22 protein-coding genes are annotated in these 22,518 nt (G+C 72.2%); 10 read left to right on the forward strand and 12 right to left on the reverse strand.

Translation table 11 applies throughout. From position 1 onward, the window contains the following. Nucleotides 1-16 precede the first annotated feature (16 nt). A complete protein-coding gene (locus AB0912_RS27045; protein WP_366704182.1) occupies nucleotides 17-961 on the forward strand; it encodes an SDR family oxidoreductase in 945 nt (314 codons plus the stop codon). Between the two features lie 192 nt (nucleotides 962-1,153). Here the strand turns inward: AB0912_RS27045 and AB0912_RS27050 are convergent, their stop codons facing one another. Then, nucleotides 1,154-1,606, reverse strand: coding sequence for a DUF4442 domain-containing protein (locus AB0912_RS27050; protein ID WP_366704184.1), 453 nt, complete (start codon nucleotides 1,604-1,606; stop codon nucleotides 1,154-1,156). 153 nt (nucleotides 1,607-1,759) lie between these two features. Between AB0912_RS27050 and AB0912_RS27055 the strand changes: the two genes are divergently transcribed. After that, nucleotides 1,760-2,821, forward strand: coding sequence for a hypothetical protein (locus tag AB0912_RS27055; RefSeq protein ID WP_366704186.1), 1,062 nt, complete (start codon nucleotides 1,760-1,762; stop codon nucleotides 2,819-2,821). A gap of 230 nt (nucleotides 2,822-3,051) precedes the next feature. After that, nucleotides 3,052-4,500 carry an MFS transporter gene (locus AB0912_RS27060; RefSeq protein ID WP_366704188.1) on the forward strand — a complete coding sequence of 483 codons (1,449 nt, stop codon included), beginning with the start codon at nucleotides 3,052-3,054 and terminating at the stop codon, nucleotides 4,498-4,500. On the opposite strand, the gene AB0912_RS27065 is transcribed toward AB0912_RS27060, so the two are convergent. The 3 genes from AB0912_RS27065 to AB0912_RS27075 form a co-directional block, all read right to left on the reverse strand. After that, entirely contained in the window at nucleotides 4,462-5,307 is an 846-nt protein-coding gene (locus tag AB0912_RS27065; RefSeq protein ID WP_366704190.1) for a fused MFS/spermidine synthase, read from the reverse strand. The two genes, AB0912_RS27060 and AB0912_RS27065, sit on opposite strands and share 39 nt — an antisense overlap. A 324-nt stretch (nucleotides 5,308-5,631) precedes the next feature. Then, nucleotides 5,632-6,801: an elongation factor Tu gene (tuf, locus tag AB0912_RS27070; RefSeq protein WP_366704192.1), complete on the reverse strand. Its 1,170-nt coding sequence runs from the start codon at nucleotides 6,799-6,801 to the stop codon at nucleotides 5,632-5,634. 438 nt (nucleotides 6,802-7,239) lie between these two features. Further along, entirely contained in the window at nucleotides 7,240-7,974 is a 735-nt protein-coding gene (locus AB0912_RS27075) for a DNA alkylation repair protein (protein WP_366704194.1), read from the reverse strand. Nucleotides 7,975-8,023: 49 nt separating this feature from the next. Here AB0912_RS27075 and AB0912_RS27080 point away from each other — a divergent pair, with 49 nt between their 5' ends. Beyond that, a complete protein-coding gene (locus tag AB0912_RS27080; protein WP_366704196.1) occupies nucleotides 8,024-8,932 on the forward strand; it encodes a VTT domain-containing protein in 909 nt (302 codons plus the stop codon). Here AB0912_RS27080 and AB0912_RS27085 read toward each other — a convergent pair. After that, entirely contained in the window at nucleotides 8,929-10,104 is a 1,176-nt protein-coding gene (locus AB0912_RS27085; RefSeq protein ID WP_366704198.1) for a thiolase family protein, read from the reverse strand. The two genes, AB0912_RS27080 and AB0912_RS27085, sit on opposite strands and share 4 nt — an antisense overlap. Nucleotides 10,105-10,201: 97 nt before the next feature. On the opposite strand from AB0912_RS27085, the gene AB0912_RS27090 reads away from it, so the two are divergent. From AB0912_RS27090 to AB0912_RS27100, 3 genes are all read left to right on the forward strand, one after another. Next, a complete protein-coding gene (locus AB0912_RS27090; protein ID WP_366704200.1) occupies nucleotides 10,202-10,663 on the forward strand; it encodes a helix-turn-helix domain-containing protein in 462 nt (153 codons plus the stop codon). Between the two features lie 207 nt (nucleotides 10,664-10,870). Further along, the gene (locus tag AB0912_RS27095; protein ID WP_366704202.1) at nucleotides 10,871-11,746 is read left to right on the forward strand and encodes an undecaprenyl-diphosphate phosphatase; all 876 of its coding nucleotides are present in this window, start codon (nucleotides 10,871-10,873) and stop codon (nucleotides 11,744-11,746) included. Nucleotides 11,747-11,972: 226 nt separating this feature from the next. After that, nucleotides 11,973-12,152, forward strand: a complete 180-nt coding sequence (locus AB0912_RS27100; protein WP_366704204.1) for a hypothetical protein — start codon at nucleotides 11,973-11,975, stop codon at nucleotides 12,150-12,152. A 33-nt stretch (nucleotides 12,153-12,185) separates the two neighbouring features. Here AB0912_RS27100 and AB0912_RS27105 read toward each other — a convergent pair whose 3' ends face one another. Next, nucleotides 12,186-12,926 carry a glucose 1-dehydrogenase gene (locus AB0912_RS27105; protein ID WP_366704206.1) on the reverse strand — a complete coding sequence of 247 codons (741 nt, stop codon included), beginning with the start codon at nucleotides 12,924-12,926 and terminating at the stop codon, nucleotides 12,186-12,188. Nucleotides 12,927-13,117: 191 nt separating this feature from the next. On the opposite strand from AB0912_RS27105, the gene AB0912_RS27110 reads away from it, so the two are divergent. Beyond that, entirely contained in the window at nucleotides 13,118-13,603 is a 486-nt protein-coding gene (locus AB0912_RS27110; RefSeq protein WP_366704208.1) for a nuclear transport factor 2 family protein, read from the forward strand. 307 nt (nucleotides 13,604-13,910) lie between these two features. After that, nucleotides 13,911-15,497, forward strand: a complete 1,587-nt coding sequence (gene lnt, locus AB0912_RS27115; RefSeq protein ID WP_366704210.1) for an apolipoprotein N-acyltransferase — start codon at nucleotides 13,911-13,913, stop codon at nucleotides 15,495-15,497. Here lnt and AB0912_RS27120 read toward each other — a convergent pair. After that, the gene (locus tag AB0912_RS27120; protein ID WP_366704212.1) at nucleotides 15,415-16,326 is read right to left on the reverse strand and encodes a Gfo/Idh/MocA family oxidoreductase; all 912 of its coding nucleotides are present in this window, start codon (nucleotides 16,324-16,326) and stop codon (nucleotides 15,415-15,417) included. The genes lnt and AB0912_RS27120 overlap by 83 nt on opposite strands. Before the next feature lie 643 nt (nucleotides 16,327-16,969). Here AB0912_RS27120 and AB0912_RS27125 point away from each other — a divergent pair. Then, nucleotides 16,970-17,443: a hypothetical protein gene (locus tag AB0912_RS27125; RefSeq protein ID WP_366704214.1), complete on the forward strand. Its 474-nt coding sequence runs from the start codon at nucleotides 16,970-16,972 to the stop codon at nucleotides 17,441-17,443. A gap of 25 nt (nucleotides 17,444-17,468) precedes the next feature. Here the strand turns inward: AB0912_RS27125 and AB0912_RS27130 are convergent, their stop codons facing one another. The 5 genes from AB0912_RS27130 to fabG all read right to left on the reverse strand — a co-directional run bounded on the left by AB0912_RS27130 (nucleotide 17,469) and on the right by fabG (nucleotide 22,342). Continuing rightward, on the reverse strand, nucleotides 17,469-18,071 hold the full coding sequence (locus tag AB0912_RS27130) for a hypothetical protein (protein ID WP_366704216.1): 603 nt from the start codon (nucleotides 18,069-18,071) through the stop codon (nucleotides 17,469-17,471). A gap of 134 nt (nucleotides 18,072-18,205) precedes the next feature. After that, nucleotides 18,206-18,889 (reverse strand): uracil-DNA glycosylase, encoded by a 684-nt coding sequence (locus AB0912_RS27135; RefSeq protein ID WP_366704218.1) that lies wholly within the window; start codon nucleotides 18,887-18,889, stop codon nucleotides 18,206-18,208. Nucleotides 18,890-18,965: 76 nt separating this feature from the next. Beyond that, the gene (locus AB0912_RS27140) at nucleotides 18,966-20,588 is read right to left on the reverse strand and encodes an ABC transporter substrate-binding protein (RefSeq protein ID WP_366704220.1); all 1,623 of its coding nucleotides are present in this window, start codon (nucleotides 20,586-20,588) and stop codon (nucleotides 18,966-18,968) included. A 213-nt stretch (nucleotides 20,589-20,801) separates the two neighbouring features. Then, nucleotides 20,802-21,563: an SDR family oxidoreductase gene (locus AB0912_RS27145; RefSeq protein ID WP_366704222.1), complete on the reverse strand. Its 762-nt coding sequence runs from the start codon at nucleotides 21,561-21,563 to the stop codon at nucleotides 20,802-20,804. 17 nt (nucleotides 21,564-21,580) lie between these two features. Then, nucleotides 21,581-22,342, reverse strand: coding sequence for a 3-oxoacyl-ACP reductase FabG (gene fabG / locus AB0912_RS27150; protein ID WP_366704224.1), 762 nt, complete (start codon nucleotides 22,340-22,342; stop codon nucleotides 21,581-21,583). Nucleotides 22,343-22,518: the final 176 nt, after the last annotated feature.

A 22,518-nucleotide genomic window follows, 5' to 3' on the forward strand; every position in this document is an offset into this window, starting at 1 on the left:
TGCCGAGGGAGTTCCCATGTACACCGTTCCGGATCTGACCGGGAAGTTCGTCGTGGTCACCGGGGCCAACAGCGGCACCGGCAAGGAGGCCACCCGACGGCTCGCCGCCGCCGGAGCACACGTGGTCATGGCGGTCCGTACGGTCGCCAAGGGCGAGCAGGCCCGCGCCGAGATCCTCGCCCGCCACCCGGGGGCCCGGCTCGACGTGCGCCGCGTCGATCTCGCCGACCTCGCCACGGTCGAGGAGTTCGCGGCCGGCGTCCTGGCCGACGGCACACCGCTGGACCTGCTGGTCAACAACGCGGGCGTGATGGCGCCGCCGACCCGGATGAGCACGGCGGACGGGTTCGAACTCCAGATGGGCAGCAACTTCCTCGGCCCGTTCGCCCTCACCCTGCGGCTGCTGCCCGCCCTGCTCGCGGCGGACGCCCCCCGGGTGGCCACGATGAGCAGCGGCACGGCCAACTACGGCCGGATCGACTTCTCGGACCTCCAGTGGGAGCGCCGCCGCTACAGCGCCAACATGGCCTACGCCCAGTCCAAGCTGGCCGATCTCATCCTGACCCGTCAGCTCGCCGCCGTGGCCGCCGAGCGCGGCTGGAACCTCTTGAGCACCGGCGCCCACCCCGGCTACACCGTCACCAACCTCCAGACGGCGGGCGCGAGCCTCGGACGGGACAAGCCCAAGCGGTCCCTGCTCAACGCGCTGGACTTCCTGCCCAAGCAGCAGGTCGAGCAGGGCACCGAGCCGATCCTGTACGCGGCGACCAGCCCCGACGCGGTGGCCGGCGGCTACTACGGCCCGGGCGGCCGGTTCGGCCTGGTCGGCCCGACGACCACGGCCCGCGTCACCCGCCGGGCACTCGACCCGGCCACGAACTCCCGCCTCTGGGCCGAGGCCGAGCGGCTCACCGGGGTCACCCTGCCCGCCGTCACGGCCGAGCCCGGAGCGACGGCCTGAGCGGCAGCGCGATCACGCGGACGAGCGCCGGACCGCACGCGACCAAGGGCCGCCGCGGCCCGCCGAACGGCCTCGGCACCGCGCGGAACGGCCGCCACGGCGCCCGGCCACGGCCCGCCGCAGCGCCTGGAACGACCGCGGGCCCCGATCAGGACATACTCCCCGATCAGGGCCCGGCATGAAAGGCGCGGCTCAGCCGTTGGGACGCAGGGTCCATACGACGGTCATCTCGCCGGTCACGGCTCCGTCGGCGCGCTGGATCGCGATGGCGACGGGGAACTCGGGACGCTGACCGGCGTCGAGTTCGGCGACGACCTCCGCGACGGGGCGGCCGAGCGTGGCGGTGGCCGTGACGGGACCCATCGCGAGCTTCTTGTACGCGATCTCCGCGCTCACGGCGAGCGGCACGGCCCGGGAGAGCTGGTCACCGAAGGCGGCCAGGACGATCGCCCCGCTGGCCGACTCCCCCAGCGTGAACATGGCACCGGCGTGCGGTCCGCCGACGTGGTTGTGGAAGTCGCCCTGGTCCGGGAGCGCCACGACGGCCTTCTCCGGAGAGGTCTCCACGAAGTCGAGGTTCAGGGTCCGGGCCATCGGCACGGTCGCGGCGAGCATCTCGCCGATCGTCATCTGGTCTGCGCTCATACCCTGATGTTACCCACGGGTAGCAAATCTTGACCAGCCCTCGTCCCGGCACCGGCGCAAGCCCGGAGCAAAGGGGGCAAGTGCCCTGCCCGTCAGGACCTTCACGGGGCCGCCATGGCACTCGGGTCGCCACCCCCTCTATCGTTACCGGCCATGTGGCCAGGACAGCAGCCGCCCGGGGGCGAGCAGAACCCGCAGGACCAGAACCCGTACCAGCAGCCGGGGTACCAGCAGCCAAACCCGTACCAGCAGCCCGGATACCAGCAACCGGGGTATCAGCAGCCCAACCCGTACGGGCCGCAGCCGGGGCAGCCGCAGTGGGGGGCGCCGACCGACCCGCTCGGCGGACCCCGGCCGTCCGGCGGCAACGGCGGCGGAGGCGGCGGCAACAAGACGAAGATCACCGCGATCGTCGCGGCCTCCGCCGTGGTGATCGCCGCCGGAGTCACCGCGTTCCTCGTCCTGGGCGGTGGCGACAAGGACGACACCGCGGGCGGGGACGCCTCCAAGTCCCCGAAGGCGTCCGCTTCGACGGCGCCGAGTCCGAGCGACAGCGCGAGCGACGGCGGAGGCGACGACAACCCGCGCGGCGGCGACGACGAGAAGGCGACGATCGCCGGCTGGAAGGTCGTGGTGAACCCGAAGTGGGGCACCGCCTTCGACGTGCCGGCGGACTGGAAGGTCGAGACTCCGGGCACCTTCATCGGCTTCGAGGACGACAAGAAGGGCGACGGCTCCGTGCTCATCGGCATGTCCGCGCCCGCGTTCCTCAAGGAGAAGTGGTGCACGTCCGACGACGACCACGACGGCCACGACAGTGACACGTCGCTGGCCGCCGCGGGCAGCAAGGGCCAGAGCGGCGCCAAGGACACCGCCGACGTGGCGCGCAACGACTCGGCGTGGTGGGTCTTCGGCGGGTACACCGACCAGAAGGACGCCTCCAAGAAGCTGCTGAAGATCGGCAAGCCGGAGTCCTACACCACGGCTTCGGGGGTCACGGGCAGCGTCGCGACGACGTACTCCGCGGGCGTCCCGAAGAAGGGCAAGTGCGACTCCGACGGCAAGGCGACCACGTTCGCCTTCAAGAACTCGGCGGGTGACTTCGTGTCCTGGACGTTCTACGGCGCGAAGGGCGTCAAGGACGAGGTCCCGGACGCGACCGTGCGGAAGATCCTCAGCACGGTCCGGCTGCACGGCGAGCCGACCGGTTCCTGAGCCCCTGGTCCGGGCCGCACACGCCGCACACGCCGCCCGCGGGCGCCCCCGGCCACGGCGCCCGCGCCGGGCACCGAGCCCCCGCTTCCGGCGGTCGGCGGTGGTTGCTCGACGCGGACGCAACCGGTTCGGCGAGCGAACAGGTCCGGCTCGGCAAGCAGACGGAACCGGCTCGGCACGCAGACGCAATCGGTTTGGCAAGTGGAGCGGCGGGCGGGGATAGTCTCCGGGTGACCTCACCCGCCGCCCTCCCCCGCCGCACCCGACGCCCTTCCTGGGCGGGCCGGAACTACACCCTGCTGACCGCCGCCGCGGTCGTCACCAACCTGGGCAGCCAGGGCGCGCTCATCGCCGCGGCGTTCGCCGTGCTCGACGCGGGAGGCGACGGCGGCGACGTCGGTCTGGTGGCGGCGGCGCGGACGCTGCCGCTGGTGCTGTTCCTGCTGATCGGCGGCGCGGTCGCGGACCGGCTGCCGCGGCACCGGGTGATGGTCGCCGCCAACGCCCTCAACTGCGTCTCCCAGGGCGCCTTCGCCCTCCTGGTCCTCGGCGGCCACGCCCAGTTGTGGCAGATGATGCTGCTGTCCGCGCTCGGCGGCACCGGCCAGGCGTTCTTCGGACCCGCCTCCGAGGGCATGCTGATGTCCTCCGTGGAGGGCGAACAGGCCGGCCGGGCGTTCGCGGTGTTCCGGATGGCGATGCAGGGCGCGGGGCTCGGCGGTGCCGCCCTCGGCGGGGCGCTGGTGGCCGTGATCGGGCCGGGCTGGGTGCTCGCCGTGGACGCGGTGGCGTTCGCCGTCGCCGGGGGCCTGCGCGCCTTCCTGGACGTCGGCCACATACCTCCCCGCGAACCCGGCGGCGGACTGCTCGCCGATCTCCGCGACGGCTGGCGCGAGTTCGTCGGCCGTCCCTGGCTGTGGACGATCGTCGCCCAGTTCTCCGTGGTCGTCGCGGTCGTCGGCGCGGCGGACGCGGTCTACGGTCCGCTGGTCGCCCGGGACAGTCTCGGCGGGCCGGGGCCCTGGGGGCTGGCCCTCGGCGCGTTCGGCGCCGGAACCGTCGGCGGCGCGCTCCTGATGACCCGCTGGAAGCCCCGGCGGCTGCTGCTCGCCGGCACCCTGTGCGTGTTCCCGCTCGCCGCGCCCGCCGCCGCGCTCGCGGTACCCGTCCCGGTGGGGCCGTTGTACGCCGTGATGTTCGTCAGCGGTCTGGCGATAGAGGTGTTCGGCGTGTCGTGGATGACCGCGCTGCATCAGGAGATCCCGGAGGAGAAGCTCTCCCGGGTGTCGGCGTACGACTGGTTCGGCTCGGTCGCGATGGTCCCGCTGGCCACGGCGCTCGCGGGCCCCGCCGAACAGGCCTTCGGCCGCACCTCCGCGCTCTGGGGCTGCTCCGCGCTGGTCGTGCTGGTCACGGCGGCGGTGCTGTGCGTACCGGACGTACGGAACCTGACCCGGCGGACCCGGCAGGTGGCCCAGCGGACCCCGGTGTCCCCGGCCGACGGCGTACCGCTGGTGGGCGCGGAAGCGGGGTCCGTGTCCGAGGGGGTCCGGCTGCTCGTTGCGGAGGCCGGGTCGCCGGTCGGCGGTGTTCCGGCGGCCGGTACGGATGGCGGCCGGGCGGCCGACGCGAAGCTCCCGTCAGCCGATGTGGAAGGACCCGCCGGGCGGCTCGGGTGACGGGACGGCGTCCTCGTCCCCGACGGGTACGGCTCCGGCGACGAAGCTCCTGAGCGCGGCACCGTGTTCGACCCGGGCGGGGAAGGCGTCGGCGGCGGTACGGCGGGACAGCGCCGCCGTGTCGAACGGCCCGTGGGAAGCCACGAGCACCGCGTTCCCGAAGCGCCGGCCGCGCAGCACGCCAGGTTCGGCGATGAGGGCGAGTTCCTCGAACACCGTCGAGAACGTGGCGAGTTGGGAGCGCAGGAAGGCGAAGGGCGCCGCGTCCGCCAGATTTGCGAGGTAGATGCCGTCCGGGCGCAGGACCCGTTCGGCGGCCCGCGCGTAGGCGGTGGACGTCAGATGGGCGGGAACGCGCGAACCGCCGAAGACGTCGGCGATCAGGATGTCCGCGGAGTCAGGGGCCGCGGCCTCGATCCAGTGCCGGGCGTCGGCGGCGTGCAGGGTGACGCCCGAGCCGGACGGGAGCGGCAGGTGCTCGTCGATCAGCGCGAGCAGACCCCGGTCCGCCTCCACCACGTCCTGCCGTGAACCGGGCCGGGTGGCGGCGACGTAGCGGGGCAGGGTGAGCGCCCCGCCACCGAGGTGCAGGACGTTCAGGGCCCGCCCCGGCTCCGCGACCGTGTCGAGCACGTGCCCCAGCCGGCGCGTGTACTCGAACTCCAGGTGCGTGGGCTCGTCCAGGTCGACGTACGACTGGGGCGCGCCGTCCACGGTCAGCAGCCAGGCCCGCTCGCGGTCCACGTCGGGCATCAGCTTCGCGGTCCCGTGATCCACGTCCCGCGTCACGGGTATCGGCTCGTCCACGGCTCCATTGTGCGGCCTGCCACCGGTGCCGCCGCCCGGGGAGCCCCACGGCGGAACCGGGCCGCTGACCGGGACCCGGCCGCTGACCGGTCGGCGCGCGCCCGCCCCTTGATGACGGCGATCCGGTCTCCGGCCCTGGGCACGCGCTCGGCGACGACACCGAACGGGCGGCTGCTCACTCGCGGCACGCCACCGGCGCCAACACCAGCACGGAATGGGCACCCGCCCACTCGGACGAGTGCCCATTCGGGCAGGTGCCTGCCGGCCGGGGTGACCGTTCGGCCACCCCGGGCGGCCGGGCCCAGGGACGGTCAATCGGCCCGCTCAGCCGATCGACGTCACCGTTCCGGCGCCGACCGTCCGCCCGCCCTCGCGGATCGCGAAGCCGAGCCCCGCCTCCAGCGGGACGTCGCGCCCCAGCTCGACCGTCATGGTGACGGTGTCGCCGGGCCGGGCGACGCCCACCTCACCGAGGTCGACGTCACCGACCACGTCCGCGGTGCGGATGTAGAACTGCGGCCGGTATCCGGTGGACACCGCCGTCGTACGGCCACCCTCGCGGGTCGACAGGACGTAGACCCGCGCCGTGAAACGGCGGCTCGGGACGACGCTGCCGGGCGCCGCGACGATGTGCCCGCGGCGGACCGCGTCGCGGGGCACCCCGCGCAGCAGCACCGCCACGTTGTCGCCGGCCTGCGCCTCCTCCATCGGCTTGCCAAAGGTCTCCAGGCCGGTGACGACCGTGTCGACTCCGGCGCCGAGCACCTCGGCCCGGTCCCCGACGCGGAGGGTGCCGCGCTCCACGGCACCGGTCACGACCGTTCCGCGTCCGGTGATGGTGAGCACGTTCTCGACGGGCATCAGGAACGGCGCGTCGAGATAGCGCTCGGGTATCGGCACATAGGTGTCCACCGCGTCGAGCAGTGCCTCGATCGCCGCGGTCCAACGCGGGTCCCCCTCAAGGGCCTTGAGGCCGGACACCCGTACGACGGGCACCGCGTCGCCGCCGTAGCCGTGCGCGGACAGCAGCTCGCGGACCTCCAGCTCCACGAGGTCGGTCAGCTCCTCGTCCCCGGCGTCGGCCTTGTTGAGGGCGACGACGATGTGGTCGACGCCCACCTGCCGGGCGAGCAGCACGTGTTCGGCGGTCTGCGGCATGATCCCGTCGAGCGCGGACACGACGAGGATCGCCCCGTCGAGCTGGGCCGCGCCGGTGACCATGTTCTTGACGTAGTCGGCGTGACCGGGCATGTCCACGTGCGCGTAGTGCCGGGTGTCGGTCTCGTACTCGACGTGCGCGATGTTGATGGTGATGCCGCGGGCAGCCTCCTCCGGCGCCCGGTCGATGCGGTCGAACGGGACGAAGGTGCCGGAGCCGCGCTCGGCGAGGACCTTGGTGATGGCGGCGGTCAGGGTGGTCTTGCCGTGGTCGACGTGACCCATGGTGCCTATGTTCAGGTGCGGTTTGGTGCGCACGTAAGCCGTCTTGGGCATGGCTGTACCTCGAAGCCTCTTCGGTGTCAGCGGAGCTGAGTGATGGCTCCGGCGCGCGGGGGCCGGAGCGGGGACCCCGAGGAGTGACCGACCCTCCCCCTGCGGGGTCCGCCGGTCGATCCGGGAAGGGTCAGCTTCGGGCGCCGTCGACGGCTGCCACGATGGTCTGGACGGCAGCCTTCGGCGCATCCGCGACTGCGGATGCCGTGAGGAGGAAGGCGTACCGGAACATGGGGAGAGCATCGCCGACGCGTCCGCCCACGTCGAATGGTTTTCCGCGCCCGCGCCCGCGCCCGCGTTCGTGCCCGCGCCCGCGCTCGTGCCCGTCCCGTCCAGGCCCTTGGGGCCCCGCCATGCCCTGAACGGTGCTCCAGGGCGCGGAAGTCAGCGGAATTCAGGGGAATTCAGCGGAGGTTACCGGAGAGCCCGGGGTCGGCATCAGGGGCCGATGTTCTTGAGGGCTTCGCGCACCGAGAGCGGCGCCAGCCTCTCGCGTTCCGCGGCCACGAAGTCCCGTACGGCCTGTGGGTCCGTCTTCGCGTACTCGCGCAGACACCACCCGATGGCCTTCCGGATGAAGAAGTCAAAGTCCCCGGATCGTCGCAGGCAGTACGCGAACAGCCGCCCGGTGTCGGTGTCTTGTCCGTAGCGGAGCTGGTGGAGCAGGGCCGTCCGGGCGACCCACAGGTCCTCGTCCTCGATCCAGACGTCCATGGCGGCCCGCAGCCCGGGGTCGGCCGCCACGAGCCCGCCGACCACGTGCGCGGCGAGCGCGTCGACCGTGTCCCACCAGGAGACGGTCGCGACGAGATGCCGGGCCACCGGCAGGAAACCCGAGGACAGGCGGGTCACATGGCGGCGCAGATAGTCGACGGCGAAGTACTGGTACTCGCGTTCGGGCAGCGCCCAGCAGCGCAGCGCGAGCGCGACGCAGTCCTTCTCGTCGGGCGGGCCGGTGTCCAGGAGCACGGTCCGGGACAGGGCGCGGCGCTCGGGTGTCGCCAGCCCGAGAAAGGGGGCGATGCCCTTCATGTACGCGCGGGTCGACGCGGCCCGTACGGGGTCGGCGGCGGCCGGATAGACGACGGTGAGCCGCTCCATCAGGGTGTCGGCCAACGCGCTGTCCGGCACCTCGAACGAGGCACCCGACGTTCCGCAAGCTGTGACGCCCATGAGACGAACCATACGGCGATCACACACATACGTCGGTTAGTGTCGCCGAATGCCCGATGCCACCAACCGCTCTGGGGGCACCGCCACGGCCACTCCCCAGGCCACGTTCCCGTCCATGGCGGACAAGTTCGGCGCTTCGGCCGATCTGGTCGTCGCCGCGGAACCGGCAGGCGCCGTCCCCGCCGCCCTCACCACCGCACGCGCCGGCGCGTCCGCCCGTTGCCTGAGAGTGCTGCTCTCGCCCTGGTCACGGCTCTCCCTGCTGCTTGTGCTGCTCGCCGGCGCCGCGTCGAGCGTGCTGCTCTTCGAGCCGCAGCGGCTGCTCGCGGACGGTTGGCCGCCCCAGCTCGGCGGTGCGGCGGCGGCCGTCGCGTTCGGCGTGGCGTACGGGCTGTGCACGGTCGCGTTCGTGCCCCGGCCCCTGCTCAATCTGGCGGCCGGCGCCCTGTTCGGCTCCCAACTGGGGCTCGGTACCGCGCTGGCGGGCACCGTGCTCGGCGCCGGTGTCGCCTTCGGGCTCGGCCGGGTCCTCGGGCAGGACGCGCTGCGTCCGCTGCTGCGCGCCCGGTGGCTGAAGGCGGCGGACGGGCAGCTCAGCCGGCACGGATTCCGCTCGATGATGGTGGCCCGGCTCTTCCCGGGCGTGCCGTTCTGGGCCGCCAACTACTGCGCCGCCGTATCCCGCATGGGCTGGCTGCCCTTCCTGCTCGCGACGGCGCTCGGCTCGATCCCGAACACCGCCGCCTACGCCGTCGCCGGCGCCCGCGCGTCGACACCGACCTCGCCGGCCTTCCTCGTCGCGATGGGCTTCATCGCGGTCCCGGGGCTGGTGGGCGCGGTGGTGGCCTGGCGCAAGCGCCACCACCTGCGCGGGACGCCCGCCCAGGAGCGGACACCCGCCCGGGACCGGACGACCTCCCAGGACGTAACGACCGTCCAGGACCGCACGATTTCCTAGGACCGCACGGCTTCCAGGATCATCGCGTTGGCCAGGCCGCCCGCCTCGCACATCGTCTGGAGCGCGTAGCGAGCGCCGCGGGCGCGCATCGCGTGGACGAGGGTCGTGGTGAGCCGGGTGCCGCTGGCGCCGAGCGGGTGGCCGATGGCGATCGCCCCGCCGTGCACGTTGACCTTGGACAGGTCGGCGCCCGTCTCCTGCTGCCAGGCGAGGACGACGGCGGCGAAGGCCTCGTTCACCTCGAAGAGGTCGATGTCGCCGAGGCCGAGGCCCGCCTTGCGCAGCACCTTCTCGGTGGCCGGGATGACGCCGGTGAGCATCAGCAGCGGGTCGGAGCCGGTGACGGCGAAGCTGTGGAGCCGGGCGAGGGGCCGCAGACCGAGGCGGGCGGCGGTCTCGGCGGCCATGACGAGCACGGCCGACGCGCCGTCGTTGATCGGGCTCGCGTTGCCCGCCGTGACCGACCAGTCGATCTGCGGGAAGCGCTCCCCGAACCCGGCGTCGTAGTAGGCGGGCTTGAGACCGGCGAGCGTCTCGGGGGTGCTGCCCGGGCGGACGCTCTCGTCACGGGTGACGCCCTCCAGGGGCGCGACCTCGGCGTCGAAGAGCCCGGCGTCCCACGCCTCGGCCGCCTTGCGGTGCGACCCGACGGCGTAGGCGTCCATCCGGTCGCGGGAGATGCCCCACTTGGCGGCGATGAGTTCGGCGCTGATGCCCTGCGGCACCAGCCCCTCGGGGTACCGCCCGGCCACCCCGGGCCCGAACGGATCCTTGGCCGCGGGCACGTTGGACCACATCGGCACCCGGCTCATCGACTCCACCCCGCAGGCCACCACGATGTCGTACGCCCCGGACATCACGCCCTGCGCGGCGAAGTGGACGGCCTGCTGCGAGGAACCGCACTGGCGGTCCACCGTGGTCGCCGGCACGGTCTCCGGGAAACCCGCGGAGAGCACGGCGTACCGCGTGGTGTTCATGGCCTGCTCGCCGACCTGGTCGACGGTGCCCCCGATGACGTCGTCGATCAGCGCCGGGTCGATCCCGGTGCGCTCGACCAGGGTGCGGAGGGTGTGGGCGAGGAGCTCGACGGGGTGGACGTGGGCGAGCGAGCCGTTCGGCTTGCCCTTGCCCACGGGTGTGCGTACGGCTTCGACGATCACGGCGTCACGCATGGAGTGCCTCTCGGTGCGTTTGGTTTTCCAACCCACTAAGTGACTCCACAGTAACCCAGTGAGTTGGAACATCCAACCCTCCCCGTAGAATGGGGGCATGAAGGACGCCCGCCCCTGCTCCATCGCCGACACCCTCGCCCTCGTCGGCGAGAAGTACTCGCTGCTGGTCCTGCGCGAGGTGTCCCTCGGCGCCACCCGCTTCGACCAGTTGGTCCGCAACACCGGCGCCCCGCGCGACGTGCTGACCACCCGGCTGAGGCGTCTGGTCGACGCGGGCGTGCTGCGCAAGGTGCGGTACAGCGAGCGGCCGAAGCGCTACGAGTACCGGGCGACGGAGGCGGGCCTCGAACTGGAACCGGTCCTGCTGACCCTCATGGCCTGGGGCGACCGGCATCTTCGGGAGGGCGACGCGCGGCCCATGGTGCTGGAGCACACCTGCGGTCACGAACTGGTCCCCCAGGTGGTCTGCCGCGAATGCGGCGAGCAGGTCGAGCACGACGACCTCACGGCCCACCCCCAGAGCCCGGGGTGGACGGTGACGGGACCGACGGCCGCTTAGCCGGGGGCAGGACCGGAAACCCACGCGCGGGACCGGAAACCCCCGCGTACGGGACCGGCAACCCCCGCGTGCGGGGCCGGTGAAGCCCCTGTGGCGGGGCTGTCCGAGGCGGACGCTACGCTGCCCTCAACACCCGTGATCACCTCGCCCCGCGATACGGCGTGCCCCGTCGCCCTCCCTCGATCAGCGCTTGGACCACGTAACTTCATGTCTTGGTTTGAATCCCTCATCCTCGGACTCGTCCAGGGGCTGACCGAATTCCTTCCCGTCTCCTCCAGCGCGCACCTGCGGCTGACCGCCGCGTTCGCGGGCTGGGAGGACCCCGGCGCCGCCTTCACCGCGATCACCCAGCTCGGCACCGAGGCCGCCGTGCTGATCTACTTCCGCAAGGACGTGGGGCGGATCCTGTCGGCGTGGTTCCGTTCGCTCACGAACAAGGCGATGCGCAGCGACCACGACGCCCAGATGGGTTGGCTGGTGATCGTCGGCTCGATCCCGATCGGTCTGCTCGGCGTCACGCTCAAGGACCAGATCGAGGGACCGTTCCGGGATCTGCGGGTCACGGCGACCATGCTGATCGTGATGGGCGTGGTCATAGGCGTCGCCGACCGGCTCGCGGCCCGCGACGAGACGGGCGGCCGGCACCGGGCGGCCAAGCAGCGCAAGTCGCTTGAGGACCTGAACACCAAGGACGGCCTGATCTACGGCGTCTGCCAGGCGATGGCCCTGATCCCCGGCGTCTCCCGCTCGGGCGCGACGATCAGCGGCGGCCTGTTCATGGGCTACACGCGCGCGGCGGCGGCCCGTTACTCCTTCCTCCTCGCCATGCCGGCCGTCCTCGCCTCCGGCACCTTCGAGTTGAAGGACGCGGCCGAGGAGGGCCATGTGGCCTGGGGGCCGACGATGTTCGCCACGGTCATCGCCTTCGCCGTCGGATACGCGGTCATCGCGTGGTTCATGAAGTTCATCTCGCACAAAAGCTTCATGCCGTTCGTCTGGTACCGGATCGCCCTGGGAATCGTCATCATCGGGCTCGTCAGCATCGGCACATTGAGCCCGCACGCGGCGGAATCGGCGGGTTGATCTCCCTCGGCCCGGGGCGGTTCTCCCAGTCGTCTCCCAGTCGTCTCCCAGCCGTCTCCCAGTGGGAGAGGCCCGGAGATGGCCGGCCGCACAGTTCAACCCGCGTCCCCGGACACCGGGTTCGGCGCCCCGCGTGACGTGGTTCCGGTTCGCCGTGACGAAGGGCATACGGGTTGCGTAGCCGTCCGGTAGCGCAGTGTCAGTCCTTGCCCCTAGGCTGTTACGCATGTCCCCCGACTTCAAACCCTCTGGTTCCGTGCGTTCCGCCGCCGCGTTAAACGAAGAGATCCGTGCCCTGTGGATGCGGGCGGGCGGTTCCCTGTCCGCTCAGGAGCGGGCCGAGTACGAGTTGTTGGTCGTGCGGTGGGCCGAGGCGATCCGCTGGGAGATCATCGAGGCGGCCTGAAGCCGTCCGCCGGGCCCGCGTTGGCGTCGGCGCTCAGCGTCCGCCCGCCACCCGCAGCACCGCGCCCGTCGCGTAGGACGCGTCGGGCGACATCAACCACGCGACGGCCGCGGCGATTTCCTCCGCCCGGCCGGCCCTGCGCAGCGGAATCGACGCGGCGGCACGCTCCGCCCGGTCCGGGGCGCCCATGGCCGCGTGCATCTCGGTGTCGATCATCCCGGGCGCGACCGCGTTGACGCGGATGCCGTCGGGGCCGAGTTCCTTGGCGAGTCCCGTGGTCAGCGCGTCGACCGCGGCCTTACTGGCCGCGTAGTGCACGAACTCGCCCGGGCTTCCGAGAGTGGCCGCCGCCGAGGACACGTTGACGATGACACCACCGCCCGGGGCCGTCATGGAGCGGGCGGCGCGACGCGAACACAGCAGCGTGCCCAGCACGTTGACCTCCAGCACGCGCCGCAGATCGGCGGGGTCGGTGTCGGCGAGACGCCCGAGCGGTCCGGTCACCCCGGCGTTGTTCACCAGCCCCGTCACTGGCCCGAGCCGGTCCTCGGCCGTGGCGAACAGCCGCTCCACGTCGGCCTCGTCCGAGGTGTCCACCCGGACCGTGACACACCGCGCACCGGCCTCACGTACGGCGGACGCGGTCCGCTCGGCGGCTTCGGCGTCGCTGACGTGGCCGAGGGCCACATCGTGCCCGTCCGCCGCGAGACGTACGCAGGTCGCGGCCCCGATTCCCCGGCTGCCGCCCGTGACGATCGTGACGGGACGCGGCATGACAACCTCCTGGCGGGACGGGCCGCGTCACCCGCGGCCCGGTCGAAAGTGGATCACCGGCTCCCCACCATCGCAGACGCGTTCCGGCGGCACACCACCGGCGGCCTCTCCCACGGTCCCGTCACGGCCGGGCGCCGAATATCACCGCTCGCCCCCTTGGCGTGGCAGCCCCGGTGGCCAACACTGAGCCGATGACGCAGCGCGTGGAACTCGCGACCGTGATGGACCGGTTGGCCGTGGACGAACTCGTCACCCAGTACGCGGTGACGGTGGACGACGGCGACTGGGACGCCTACCGGAGGCTGTTCACGAAGGACGGACGCGCCGACTACCGCACGGCCGGCGGCATCGAGGGCGACGTGGACGAGGTCGCGGACTGGCTCGCCCGGAGCCTGGCACTGTTCGAGATGCGCCAGCACCTGATCGTCAACCGGCGCGTCCGCTTCGACCTCCTGGACCAGAACGCGGGCGACACCGCCCTGCTCAACGCCGACTACATCAACCCGATGCGGCTGGCCGGCCAGGACGGAAAGTCCACCGCCCCCGACTTCGTGTGCGGCGGCCGTTACTCCTTCGGTCTGCTGCGTACGGACGACGGCTGGCGGCTGCGTCAGGTGGTCGTCGAGGAGAAGTGGCGCCGGATGCCCCAGCCCCGGCACACCCCCGCAGCGACCTGATCCCGCAGCCCCGGCACGCCTCCGCGACCACCGGCACCGTATACGGGGCACACCCCCGCGACCACCGGGCCCTCGTATCCCGGGCACACCCCCACTACCACCGGCCCCCGTATTCCGGGCACACCCGCGCGACCAGTTGCCCCACTGCGCCCTCGCCCTACCCCGTCACCCCCGCCCGCCAACGTGCGAGATGTCACCACCTGGGTCGCTTCCCTCGCCGCGCGCCCCGGCCGGCGCCCCGTGCCCCCTGTCGTAGATCGCCAAGGGCGCGCACACTGGAGGGACCACCGGGGAGGGAGGCAGTGCTGTGAAGAGGCTCGATGTTCCGGCCGGCCGCTGGCTGGTCTCCCCCTGGCGGCGGAACGTCGTGGCGGCGCTGGCCGGCGCGCTGCCCATGGCCGCCTTCCCCGCGCCGTCCTGGTGGTGGTTCGCGTACGTCGCGCTGGTGCCCTGGATCCTGCTGGCCCGCTCGGCTCCCACCGGCCGGCGTGCCGCGTACGACGGCTGGCTCGGCGGGCTCGGTTTCATGCTGGCCGTGCACCACTGGCTGCTGCCCAGTCTGCACGTCTTCACGGTGCTCATAGCGGCCCTGCTCGGCGCCCTGTGGGCCCCCTGGGGCTGGCTCGTCCGGCGCTTCCTGGCGGGCGTGCCCTCACCGGGCCGCGTCGGCGCCGCTCTCCTCGTGCTGCCCTCGGGCTGGCTGGCGGTCGAACTCATCCGTTCCTGGCAGGGCCTCGGCGGTCCCTGGGGACTGCTCGGTTCGAGTCAGTGGCAGGTCGAGCCCGCGTTGCGGCTGGCCTCGGTCGGCGGGGTGTGGCTGCTCAGCTTCCTGCTGGTCGCGGTCAATGTCGCGCTCGCCGTCCTGGTGGCCGTGCGCGAGTCCCGGGTGCCCGCCCTGGCCGGACTGGTCGCGACGGCCGCCGCGACCTCGGCGGCCTGGGTGTGGTCACCGCGCCCGGACGTCGACGGCCGCATACGGATCGCCGTCGTCCAGCCCGGTGTCGTGGACGGCGGCGCCGGCGGGGACAGGCGGTTCGACCGGGAGGAAGTCCTGACCCGGCAACTGGCGGGGCGGGGCGCCGACCTGGTCGTGTGGGGCGAGAGCAGCGTCGGGTTCGACCTGGCGGACCGGCCCTACCTGGCGAACCGCATCGCGGCCCTGTCGCGCGAGGTGGGCGCCGACATCCTGGTGAACGTCGACGCGCGCCGCTCCGACCGGCCCGGGATCTACAAGAGCTCGGTCCTGGTGGGTCCGCAGGGCCCGACCGGCGACCGCTACGACAAGATGCGGCTGGTCCCGTTCGGCGAGTACGTGCCGGCGCGTTCCCTGCTCGGCTGGGCCACCTCCGTCGGCAAGGCGGCCGGCGAGGACCGGATGCGCGGCAGCCGTCAGGTGGTGATGGACGTCGGACACGGGCTGCGCGTCGGGCCGATGGTCTGCTTCGAGTCCGCGTTCCCCGACATGAGCCGCCACCTGGCCGAGGACGGCGCCGAGGTACTGGTCGCCCAGTCCTCGACGTCGACGTTCCAGCACAGTTGGGCACCGGAGCAGCACGCCTCGCTCGCCGCGCTGCGCGCCGCCGAGACCGGCCGCCCGATGGTGCACGCGACCCTCACCGGTGTCTCCGCCGTCTACGGCCCTAGCGGCGAGCGCGTCGGCTCCTGGCTCGGCACGGACGCGAGCGAGGCCGTGCTGTACGAGGTGCCGCTCGCCGGCGGTGTCACCACGTACGTGCGCTTCGGCGACTGGCCGGTGCACGGTGCTCTGCTGGTGCTCGCGGCGCTGTGTCTGACGGAGGGCGCCGGCGCGCTCAGAGTGCGGCGGAGCGCTCCTGAACCGCCAGGACCACCCGCTCGCACAGCTCATGGGTCGCCAGTGCGTCCCGGGCGCTGAGCACCTTCCCGGCCCGGACGGCGTCGAGGAACGCCAGGACGACCTGTTCGATGCCCCGCTGCCGGGCCACCGGCACCCAGTCGCCGCGCCGCCTTACGGTCGGCTGGCCCTTGTGGTCGATGACCTCCGCGAGGTTGACGACCTGGCGCTTGGTGTCCTGGCCCGACACCTCGAGGATCTCCTCGTTCGAGCCGCTCATCCGGTTCATCACCCCGAGCGCCGTGAAACCGTCCCCGGCGAGCTGGAGCACGAGGTGGTGCAGCAGCCCGCCCTCGATACGGGCGCGGACGGTCACGTCGTCGACCGGGCCCGGCACCAGAAAGCGCAGGGTGTCGACGACATGGATGAAGTCGTCGAGGACCATCGGGCGCGGGGCCTCGGGCAGGCCGGTGCGGTTCTTCTGCATCAGGATCAGCTCGCGCGGGTGCTCGGCGCACTGGGCGTACCCGGGCGCGTAACGCCGGTTGAATCCGACGGCGAGGCTGACGTTCCGCTCCTCCGCGAGCCGCACCAGCCGCTCCGAGTCGGCGAGTTCGTAGGCGAGCGGCTTGTCCACGTACGTCGGTACGCCCGCCTCCAGGAGGCGGGTGACGATCTCCGGGTGCGCGACCGTGGCCGCGTGCACGAACGCCGCGTCGAGGCCCTGCGCCAGCAGGTCGTCCAGGCCGGTGTGGCGCTGCGCGGAGGGCAGGTGCAGGGTGTCGGCGACCCGGCCGAGCGTGTCGGGGTTGCGCGTCTGGAGGTGCAGCTCGATGCCCGGCCGCACGCCGAGCACCGGCAGATACGCCTTCTGCGCGATGTCGCCGAGTCCGATGCAGCCGACCTTCACAGCGATCTCCTTCGTTCGTCCGGGCCGGTCCGGGCGCGCCTGTGCCGGCACGCTCGGCCGAGGTCACGGGCCCGCGTCCGAGTCCGAGCCGTGTTCCGTCGGAAGCATACGGCCGCCGTGACAGGGGTCCGTCGGTGATCCCGCCCGCGCGGCACGGGAAAGGCGCAGGTCCCGCTTGGGTCGGCGCCGGGCCCGGCCTGGTCGGGGACGGTTCGCCCTGCCGCACCCGGCCCCTTCCGGCATGGCCCGCTCGTCACGATCTCCGGGGCACCCCTCATGATCGCCGGGCCGCCCGGACGAAGCGCTCCCGCGACGGCGGTCTCCGTACGACAGCCGTCTCCGTACGACAGCCGCCTTCGTACGACAGCCGCCTTCGGGCGACAGCCGCCTTCGGGCGACGGCGGTCTCGGTGAGGCGGCGGTCCGCTTACGGCGACCGTCCGGTGAGGCAGCGCACTCCGTGCGACGGCGCCCCCGTACGACAGCGGTCGAAGGGGCGTGCACGCCAGGCCCGCCTGCCGGCCCGCCCCGTCGTCAGCCCGCTCGCCCCGCGCGCCCGCCGGAGGGGCGGAAGGATCACTCGTGCGGGGCAACCTGCCGCTCCCGGCTCCCCAAGGCCGTCCGGAACCAGCAGAGTTGGGGGGATGCATCGAACGACGACGACCGCGACGCTCCTGGTCACCGTGGCGGTCACCGCCCTCTCCGGCTGTGTGACCGTGCACCGGCCGCCCGCCTCCGGGCAGCCGCCGGCCGCCCCGGCCGGATCAGCCCCCGCGTTCCCCGGCGGCAGGGCGGAACCGCAGATCGTGCAGGCACCGGCCCGTGAGGCCCTGGAGCGGGTCGGCCCGGCGAAGAAGCCGAAGCCGGCCGCGCCGCCCCGGCAGCGGGCGGCTCCCCCGCCGCAGGGGGCGCCCGCGACACCAGTACGGCCGCGTCCCCACCCCACGCGCCCGGCCCCGCGCCCGAAGCCCCGTCATCCCGAACCCCGCAGCGCGGTCCCGCCCGTCTCCCCCGACCTGCCGAAGAGCGCCGACGTGTGTGCCCTGGGGCGAACCTACGGGGGCTGGAAGGCGGACAGCCCGGAGGCGGTCATCTGCTCCGGTGCCTATGGAAACTGACGTCCGCCGCTCCGGAACCCGTGGGTCAGGGATGCCGTCTCGGCGGTCCCAGCGTGTCGCCCCCGGAGCCCCCGGAGCCGCCAGAACCGCCAGAACCGCCGGGGCCCCCGGAACCGCCGAAGCGGTCGGGGCCGTTCGGCTCCGCCGAGTCGCCGGTGTCCTGGATACGCAGCTCCAGACGCCCGATGGCGGCCCGGACGCCGTCGCCGTAGCTGTCCTCGGCGAGCGCCCCGGTCGCTCCGCGCGCCCGGCGCAGATGCGTACGGGCCGCCTCGGAGCGGCCGAGCTTCACATAGTCGGCGGCGAGGTTCAGATGGAGCGAGGGGTAGAGCGCGCGTACGGCGAGGGACTCGTGGTGCTCGGCGACCCGGCTGTCGGTCAGCTCCTCGGCGGCCGCCAGGGCCCGCAGGTCCCAGGCGAGTTCGTCCGCCGGGTCGTCCTGGGTGTCGGCCATGTAGTGCGCGAGGGTGCAGCGGTGCAGCGCGTCTCCGCCCTCGCCGATCTCCTCCCACAGCTCCAGGAAGCGGGTCCGGGCCTCTTCACGGTCGCCGGCGTGGTGCAGCATGGCGGCCTGCCCGATCCTGGTCATCATGGCGTCCGGCGCCGCCTGCTCCTGTTGCTCCGCCACCGCGTCCTCCAGGCTCGTCGGTCTTCTTCGCCGACGCTAGCCCGCGTCACGGACAATCCCGCTCAGGCGCCCCCGTACGCCGCTGGGCCAGGCCGGTGACGGTCCAGCCCAGCGGCGGCACCCGGGCGGGCGGGTCAGCCGAGGTCCGGAATGGTCCAGTCGATCGGCTCGTGTCCCTGCGCGGCCACGGCGGCGTTGATCTGCGTGAACGGACGCGAGCCGAACCACTTCTTCGCGGACAGCGGGGAGGGGTGTGCCCCCTTCACCACCACGTGCCGGGTCTCGTCGATCAGCGGGAGCTTCTTCTGCGCGTAGTTGCCCCAGAGCACGAAGACGGCGGGGTCGGGGCGCTCGGCCACGGCGCGGATCACCGCGTCGGTGAACTTCTCCCAGCCCTTGCCCTTGTGCGAGTTGGCCTCACCGGCGCGCACCGTCAGCACCGCGTTGAGCAGCAGGACGCCCTGCTCCGCCCACGGCATCAGATAGCCGTTGTCCGGGATCGGGGTGCCCAGCTCCTCCTGCATCTCCTTGTAGATGTTCCGCAGCGAGGGCGGGGTCTTGACTCCCGGGCGGACCGAGAAGCACAGGCCGTGGCCCTGCCCCTCGCCGTGGTACGGGTCCTGACCGAGGATGAGCACCTTCACCCGCTCGTACGGCGTGGCGTCGAGCGCGGCGAAGACCTCCTCCCGGGGAGGGTAGACGGGGCCCTTCGCACGCTCCTCCTCGACGAACTCGGTGAGTTCCTTGAAGTAGGGCTGCTGCAGCTCCTCGCCCAGTACGCCGCGCCAGGACTCGGGCAGCATGGCGATATCGGTCACGTCAACTTCCTCCGATGTGCGGTCACTTCCAGACCAAGAACCTACCGCCGCCCACTGACAACGAGCCCCGGGCCCGTCACCAGCTCGTCTTGCGGTCCAGTTCCCACATCGTCATGATCGTCGAGGGGTCGAGGGCGCGTTCGCCGCCGGAGATCTCGCCGCTCGCGGCCACGTACTGCCGGCCCTGCCACAGGGGCAGCAGGCGGGCGTCGTCCACGAGGATGCGCTGCGCCTCTTCGAACTCCTTGATCACGGCCGCCCGGTTGCTCACGCCCCGGGACTCGGGCAGCAGGTGATCGGTGATGCGGCGTGCCGGGTAGGGCGTGCCGAGCGCGTTGTGCTCGCCCACGAAGGGCGCGATGAAGTTCTCGGCGTCCGGGAAGTCGGGGAACCAGCCGCGTCCGAACACCGGGTACTCGCCGTCGCGGTAGCCGGCCTCGTAGGTCTTCCAGGGGCGGCTCTTGAGGGTGACGGTGAACAGTCCCGAGGCGTCGAGCTGCCGCTTGATCTCGCGGAACTCCGGGGCGGTCTCGGAGCCGTAGCGGTCGGTGGTGTACCAGAGGGTGAGCGGGACCCGCTCGGTGATCCCGGCGTCGCGGAGGATGGTGCGGGCCTTGGCCGCGCTGGGGCTGCCGTAGGTGTCGAAGTAGCCGGTGGTGTGGCCGACCAGGCCCGCCGGGACCATGGAGTACAACGGGTCGACGGTGTCCTTGTAGACCTTGTGCGCGATGGCGGGCCGGTCGATGAGCTGGGCGATCGCCTTGCGGACCGCGGTCTTTCCGGCCCATGGGTCCCTGGGGTTGAAGACCAGGTAGCTGATCTCGGTGCCGGTGCCCTCGACGAGCTGGAGGTTCTTGTCGGAGCCGCCGCCTTGCAGGGCGACGATGTCGGAGGCGGCGAGTCCGCGGTAGGTGAGGTCGATCTTCCGGTCCTTCAGGGCCCCCACGAGCTGGGCAGAGTCCTGGAAGTAGCGGATGGTGACCGCGTCGTTCCGGCGTTTGGCGAAGCCCTGGTAGCGGTCGTTCCGGACGAGTTCGGCCTGCTTGCCCTCACGGTACGAGCGGAGGCTGTAGGGGCCGGAGCCGTAGACCTTGTCGCCCTTGCGCAGGGCGTCGGCCGGATACTCCTCGGGGTCGACGATCGACATCGCCGGGGTGGCCAGCACGAAGGGGAAGGTGGCGTCGGGCTGGTTGAGGTGGAAGACGATCTCACGTTCGCCGAGCACCTGGACCCGGTCGAGGCTGCCGAGCAGACCGGCGGGCCCGCCGTTGACGTTGATCTCCCTGATGCGGTCGATGGAGTGCTTGACCGCGCGGGCGTCCAGCGGGTCGCCGTCGGAGAACTTCAGGCCCGCCCGCAGCTCACAGCGGTACGTGCGGTTGCTTCCGTCCGTGAACGCGCATTTCTCGGCCGCGTCGGGCTCGGGGCTCACCGAGCCGTTCGGGTAGCCCAGCAGGGTCTGGTAGATGTTGCGGAACAGCTCCCAGGAGCCGTCCCAGGAGGCGGCCGGGTCCAGCGTGCTCGGGGCGCTGGTGGTGCCCACCACGATCGGCCCCTTGTCTTCGGACGAGCCCGAGGAGAGGATGCCGCACCCGGCCACCAGGGTTATGGACGTGATCGCAGCCAGGTGTCTCAGGCATCTGTTCCGGTTGAACACGCGCTCGCTCCTCGATCCGCCGTACCAAGGTCGGCAGACCATACCGCAGCGTCACCCCGTCGTAACCGTGTTCGGAGCAGGGCACTTGATCAGCACGTATGTGACTACGTTGTCAGGCTCCTGTGCAGGGTCCCGCGCCCCGGATATCGGACTCGGCGTCCCTCGGATCGGGCACCGAACACGCGGACGGCCGGTGGTCTCCCATACGGGAGACCACCGGCCTCGGGCCCGGGGAACCGCTCCGCCCGCGATGTCTCAGGCGACCCCGGCGTTCAGGAACAGACCGCCGTCGACCACGAGCGTCTGACCGGTGACCCAGTCCGACTGCTCGGAGGTGAGGAACGCGGCGGCGCCGCCGATGTCGGTGGGCACGCCGAGCCGGCCGAGCGGGTAGGCCGCCGCGGCCTCCGCCTCCCGGCCCTCGTACAGCGCGGCGGCGAACTTGGTCTTCACGACGGCGGGCGCGATGGCGTTGACCCGCACCTTCGGCGCGAACTCGTGCGCGAGCTGCGCGGTCAGGTTGATCATCGCGGCCTTGCTGATGCCGTACGCGCCGATGAACGGCGAGGGCGCGAGACCCGCGACGGAGGCGATGTTGACGATCGCGCCGCCGTTCTCACTCTGCCAGGCCTTCCAGGTCTGCTGGGCGAAGCCGAGCGCGGAGACGACGTTGGTCTCGAAGACCTTGCGCGCCACGTTGAGGTCCAGCTCGGCGATCGGGCCGAACACCGGGTTCGTACCGGCGTTGTTGACCAGGTGGTCGACGCGGCCGAAGGCCTCCATGGTGCGCTCCACGGCGGCGGCCTGGTGGGCCTCGTCGTGGGCCTTGCCCGCGACGCCGATGACGCGGTCGGCGCCGAGCGCCTCGACGGCCTCCTTGAGGGCGTCCTCGTTGCGGCCGGTGATGCAGACCCGGTCACCGCGGGCGACCAGGGCCTGCGCGACGCCGTAGCCGATGCCGCGGCTCGCGCCCGTGATGAGCGCGACCTTGCCCGAAAGCTCGGGAAGAGTGGTCATGTCCGTTTCCCCCGGCCTTAGTTGAGCGGCCCGCCGGCCACGTACAGCACCTGGCCGGAGACGAATCCGGCGGCCTCGCCGGTGAAGAACGCGATGGCGTTGGCGATGTCGTCGGGGTTGCCGACGCGCTGCACGGGGATCTGGGTGGCGGCGGCGGCCTGGAAGTCCTCGAAGTCCATGCCGACGCGGGCGGCGGTGGCGGCGGTCATGTCGGTGACGATGAAGCCGGGAGCGACGGCGTTCGCGGTGACGCCGAACTTGCCCAGTTCGATGGCGAGGGTCTTGGTGAAGCCCTGCAGACCCGCCTTGGCCGTCGAGTAGTTGGCCTGGCCGCGGTTGCCCAGCGCGGAGGAGGACGACAGGTTGACGATCCGGCCGAACTTGGCCTCCACCATGTACTTCTGGACGGCCTTGGCCATCAGGAAGGCACCGCGCAGGTGCACGTTCATGACGGTGTCCCAGTCGGACGCGCTCATCTTGAAGAGCAGGTTGTCGCGCAGCACGCCCGCGTTGTTCACCAGGATGGTCGGCGCGCCGAGTTCCTCGGCGATGCGCGCGACGGCGGCCTCGACCTGGGCCTCGTCGGAGACGTCGCAGCCGACCGCGAGGGCCTTGCCGCCGGCGGCGGTGATCTTCTCCACGGTGTCCTTGCACGCGGCCTCGTCGAGGTCGATCACCGCGACGGCGCGGCCCTCGGCGGCCAGACGTACGGCGGTCGCGGCGCCGATGCCGCGCGCGGCACCGGTGACTACGGCGACGCGCTGCTCAGTGGTGGACATTGCTGGTTCTCCTCGCCCTTGGAAAAGCCGGCCCAAGCCCGGCCAAGCTGTCTCGACAACCCTGCGGCGCCTTCGGGAACCCCGAAGGCCTGCGGCTCACACGGTACGCCCGTCCAGTGAGCGACCGCTTAGTACCTTCAGCAGACGTGACGCTAGAAGCCCTGGCACCCGGTGTC

It is taken from the genome of Streptomyces sp. NPDC007084 (assembly GCF_040703595.1).
Lineage (GTDB): Bacteria > Actinomycetota > Actinomycetes > Streptomycetales > Streptomycetaceae > Streptomyces.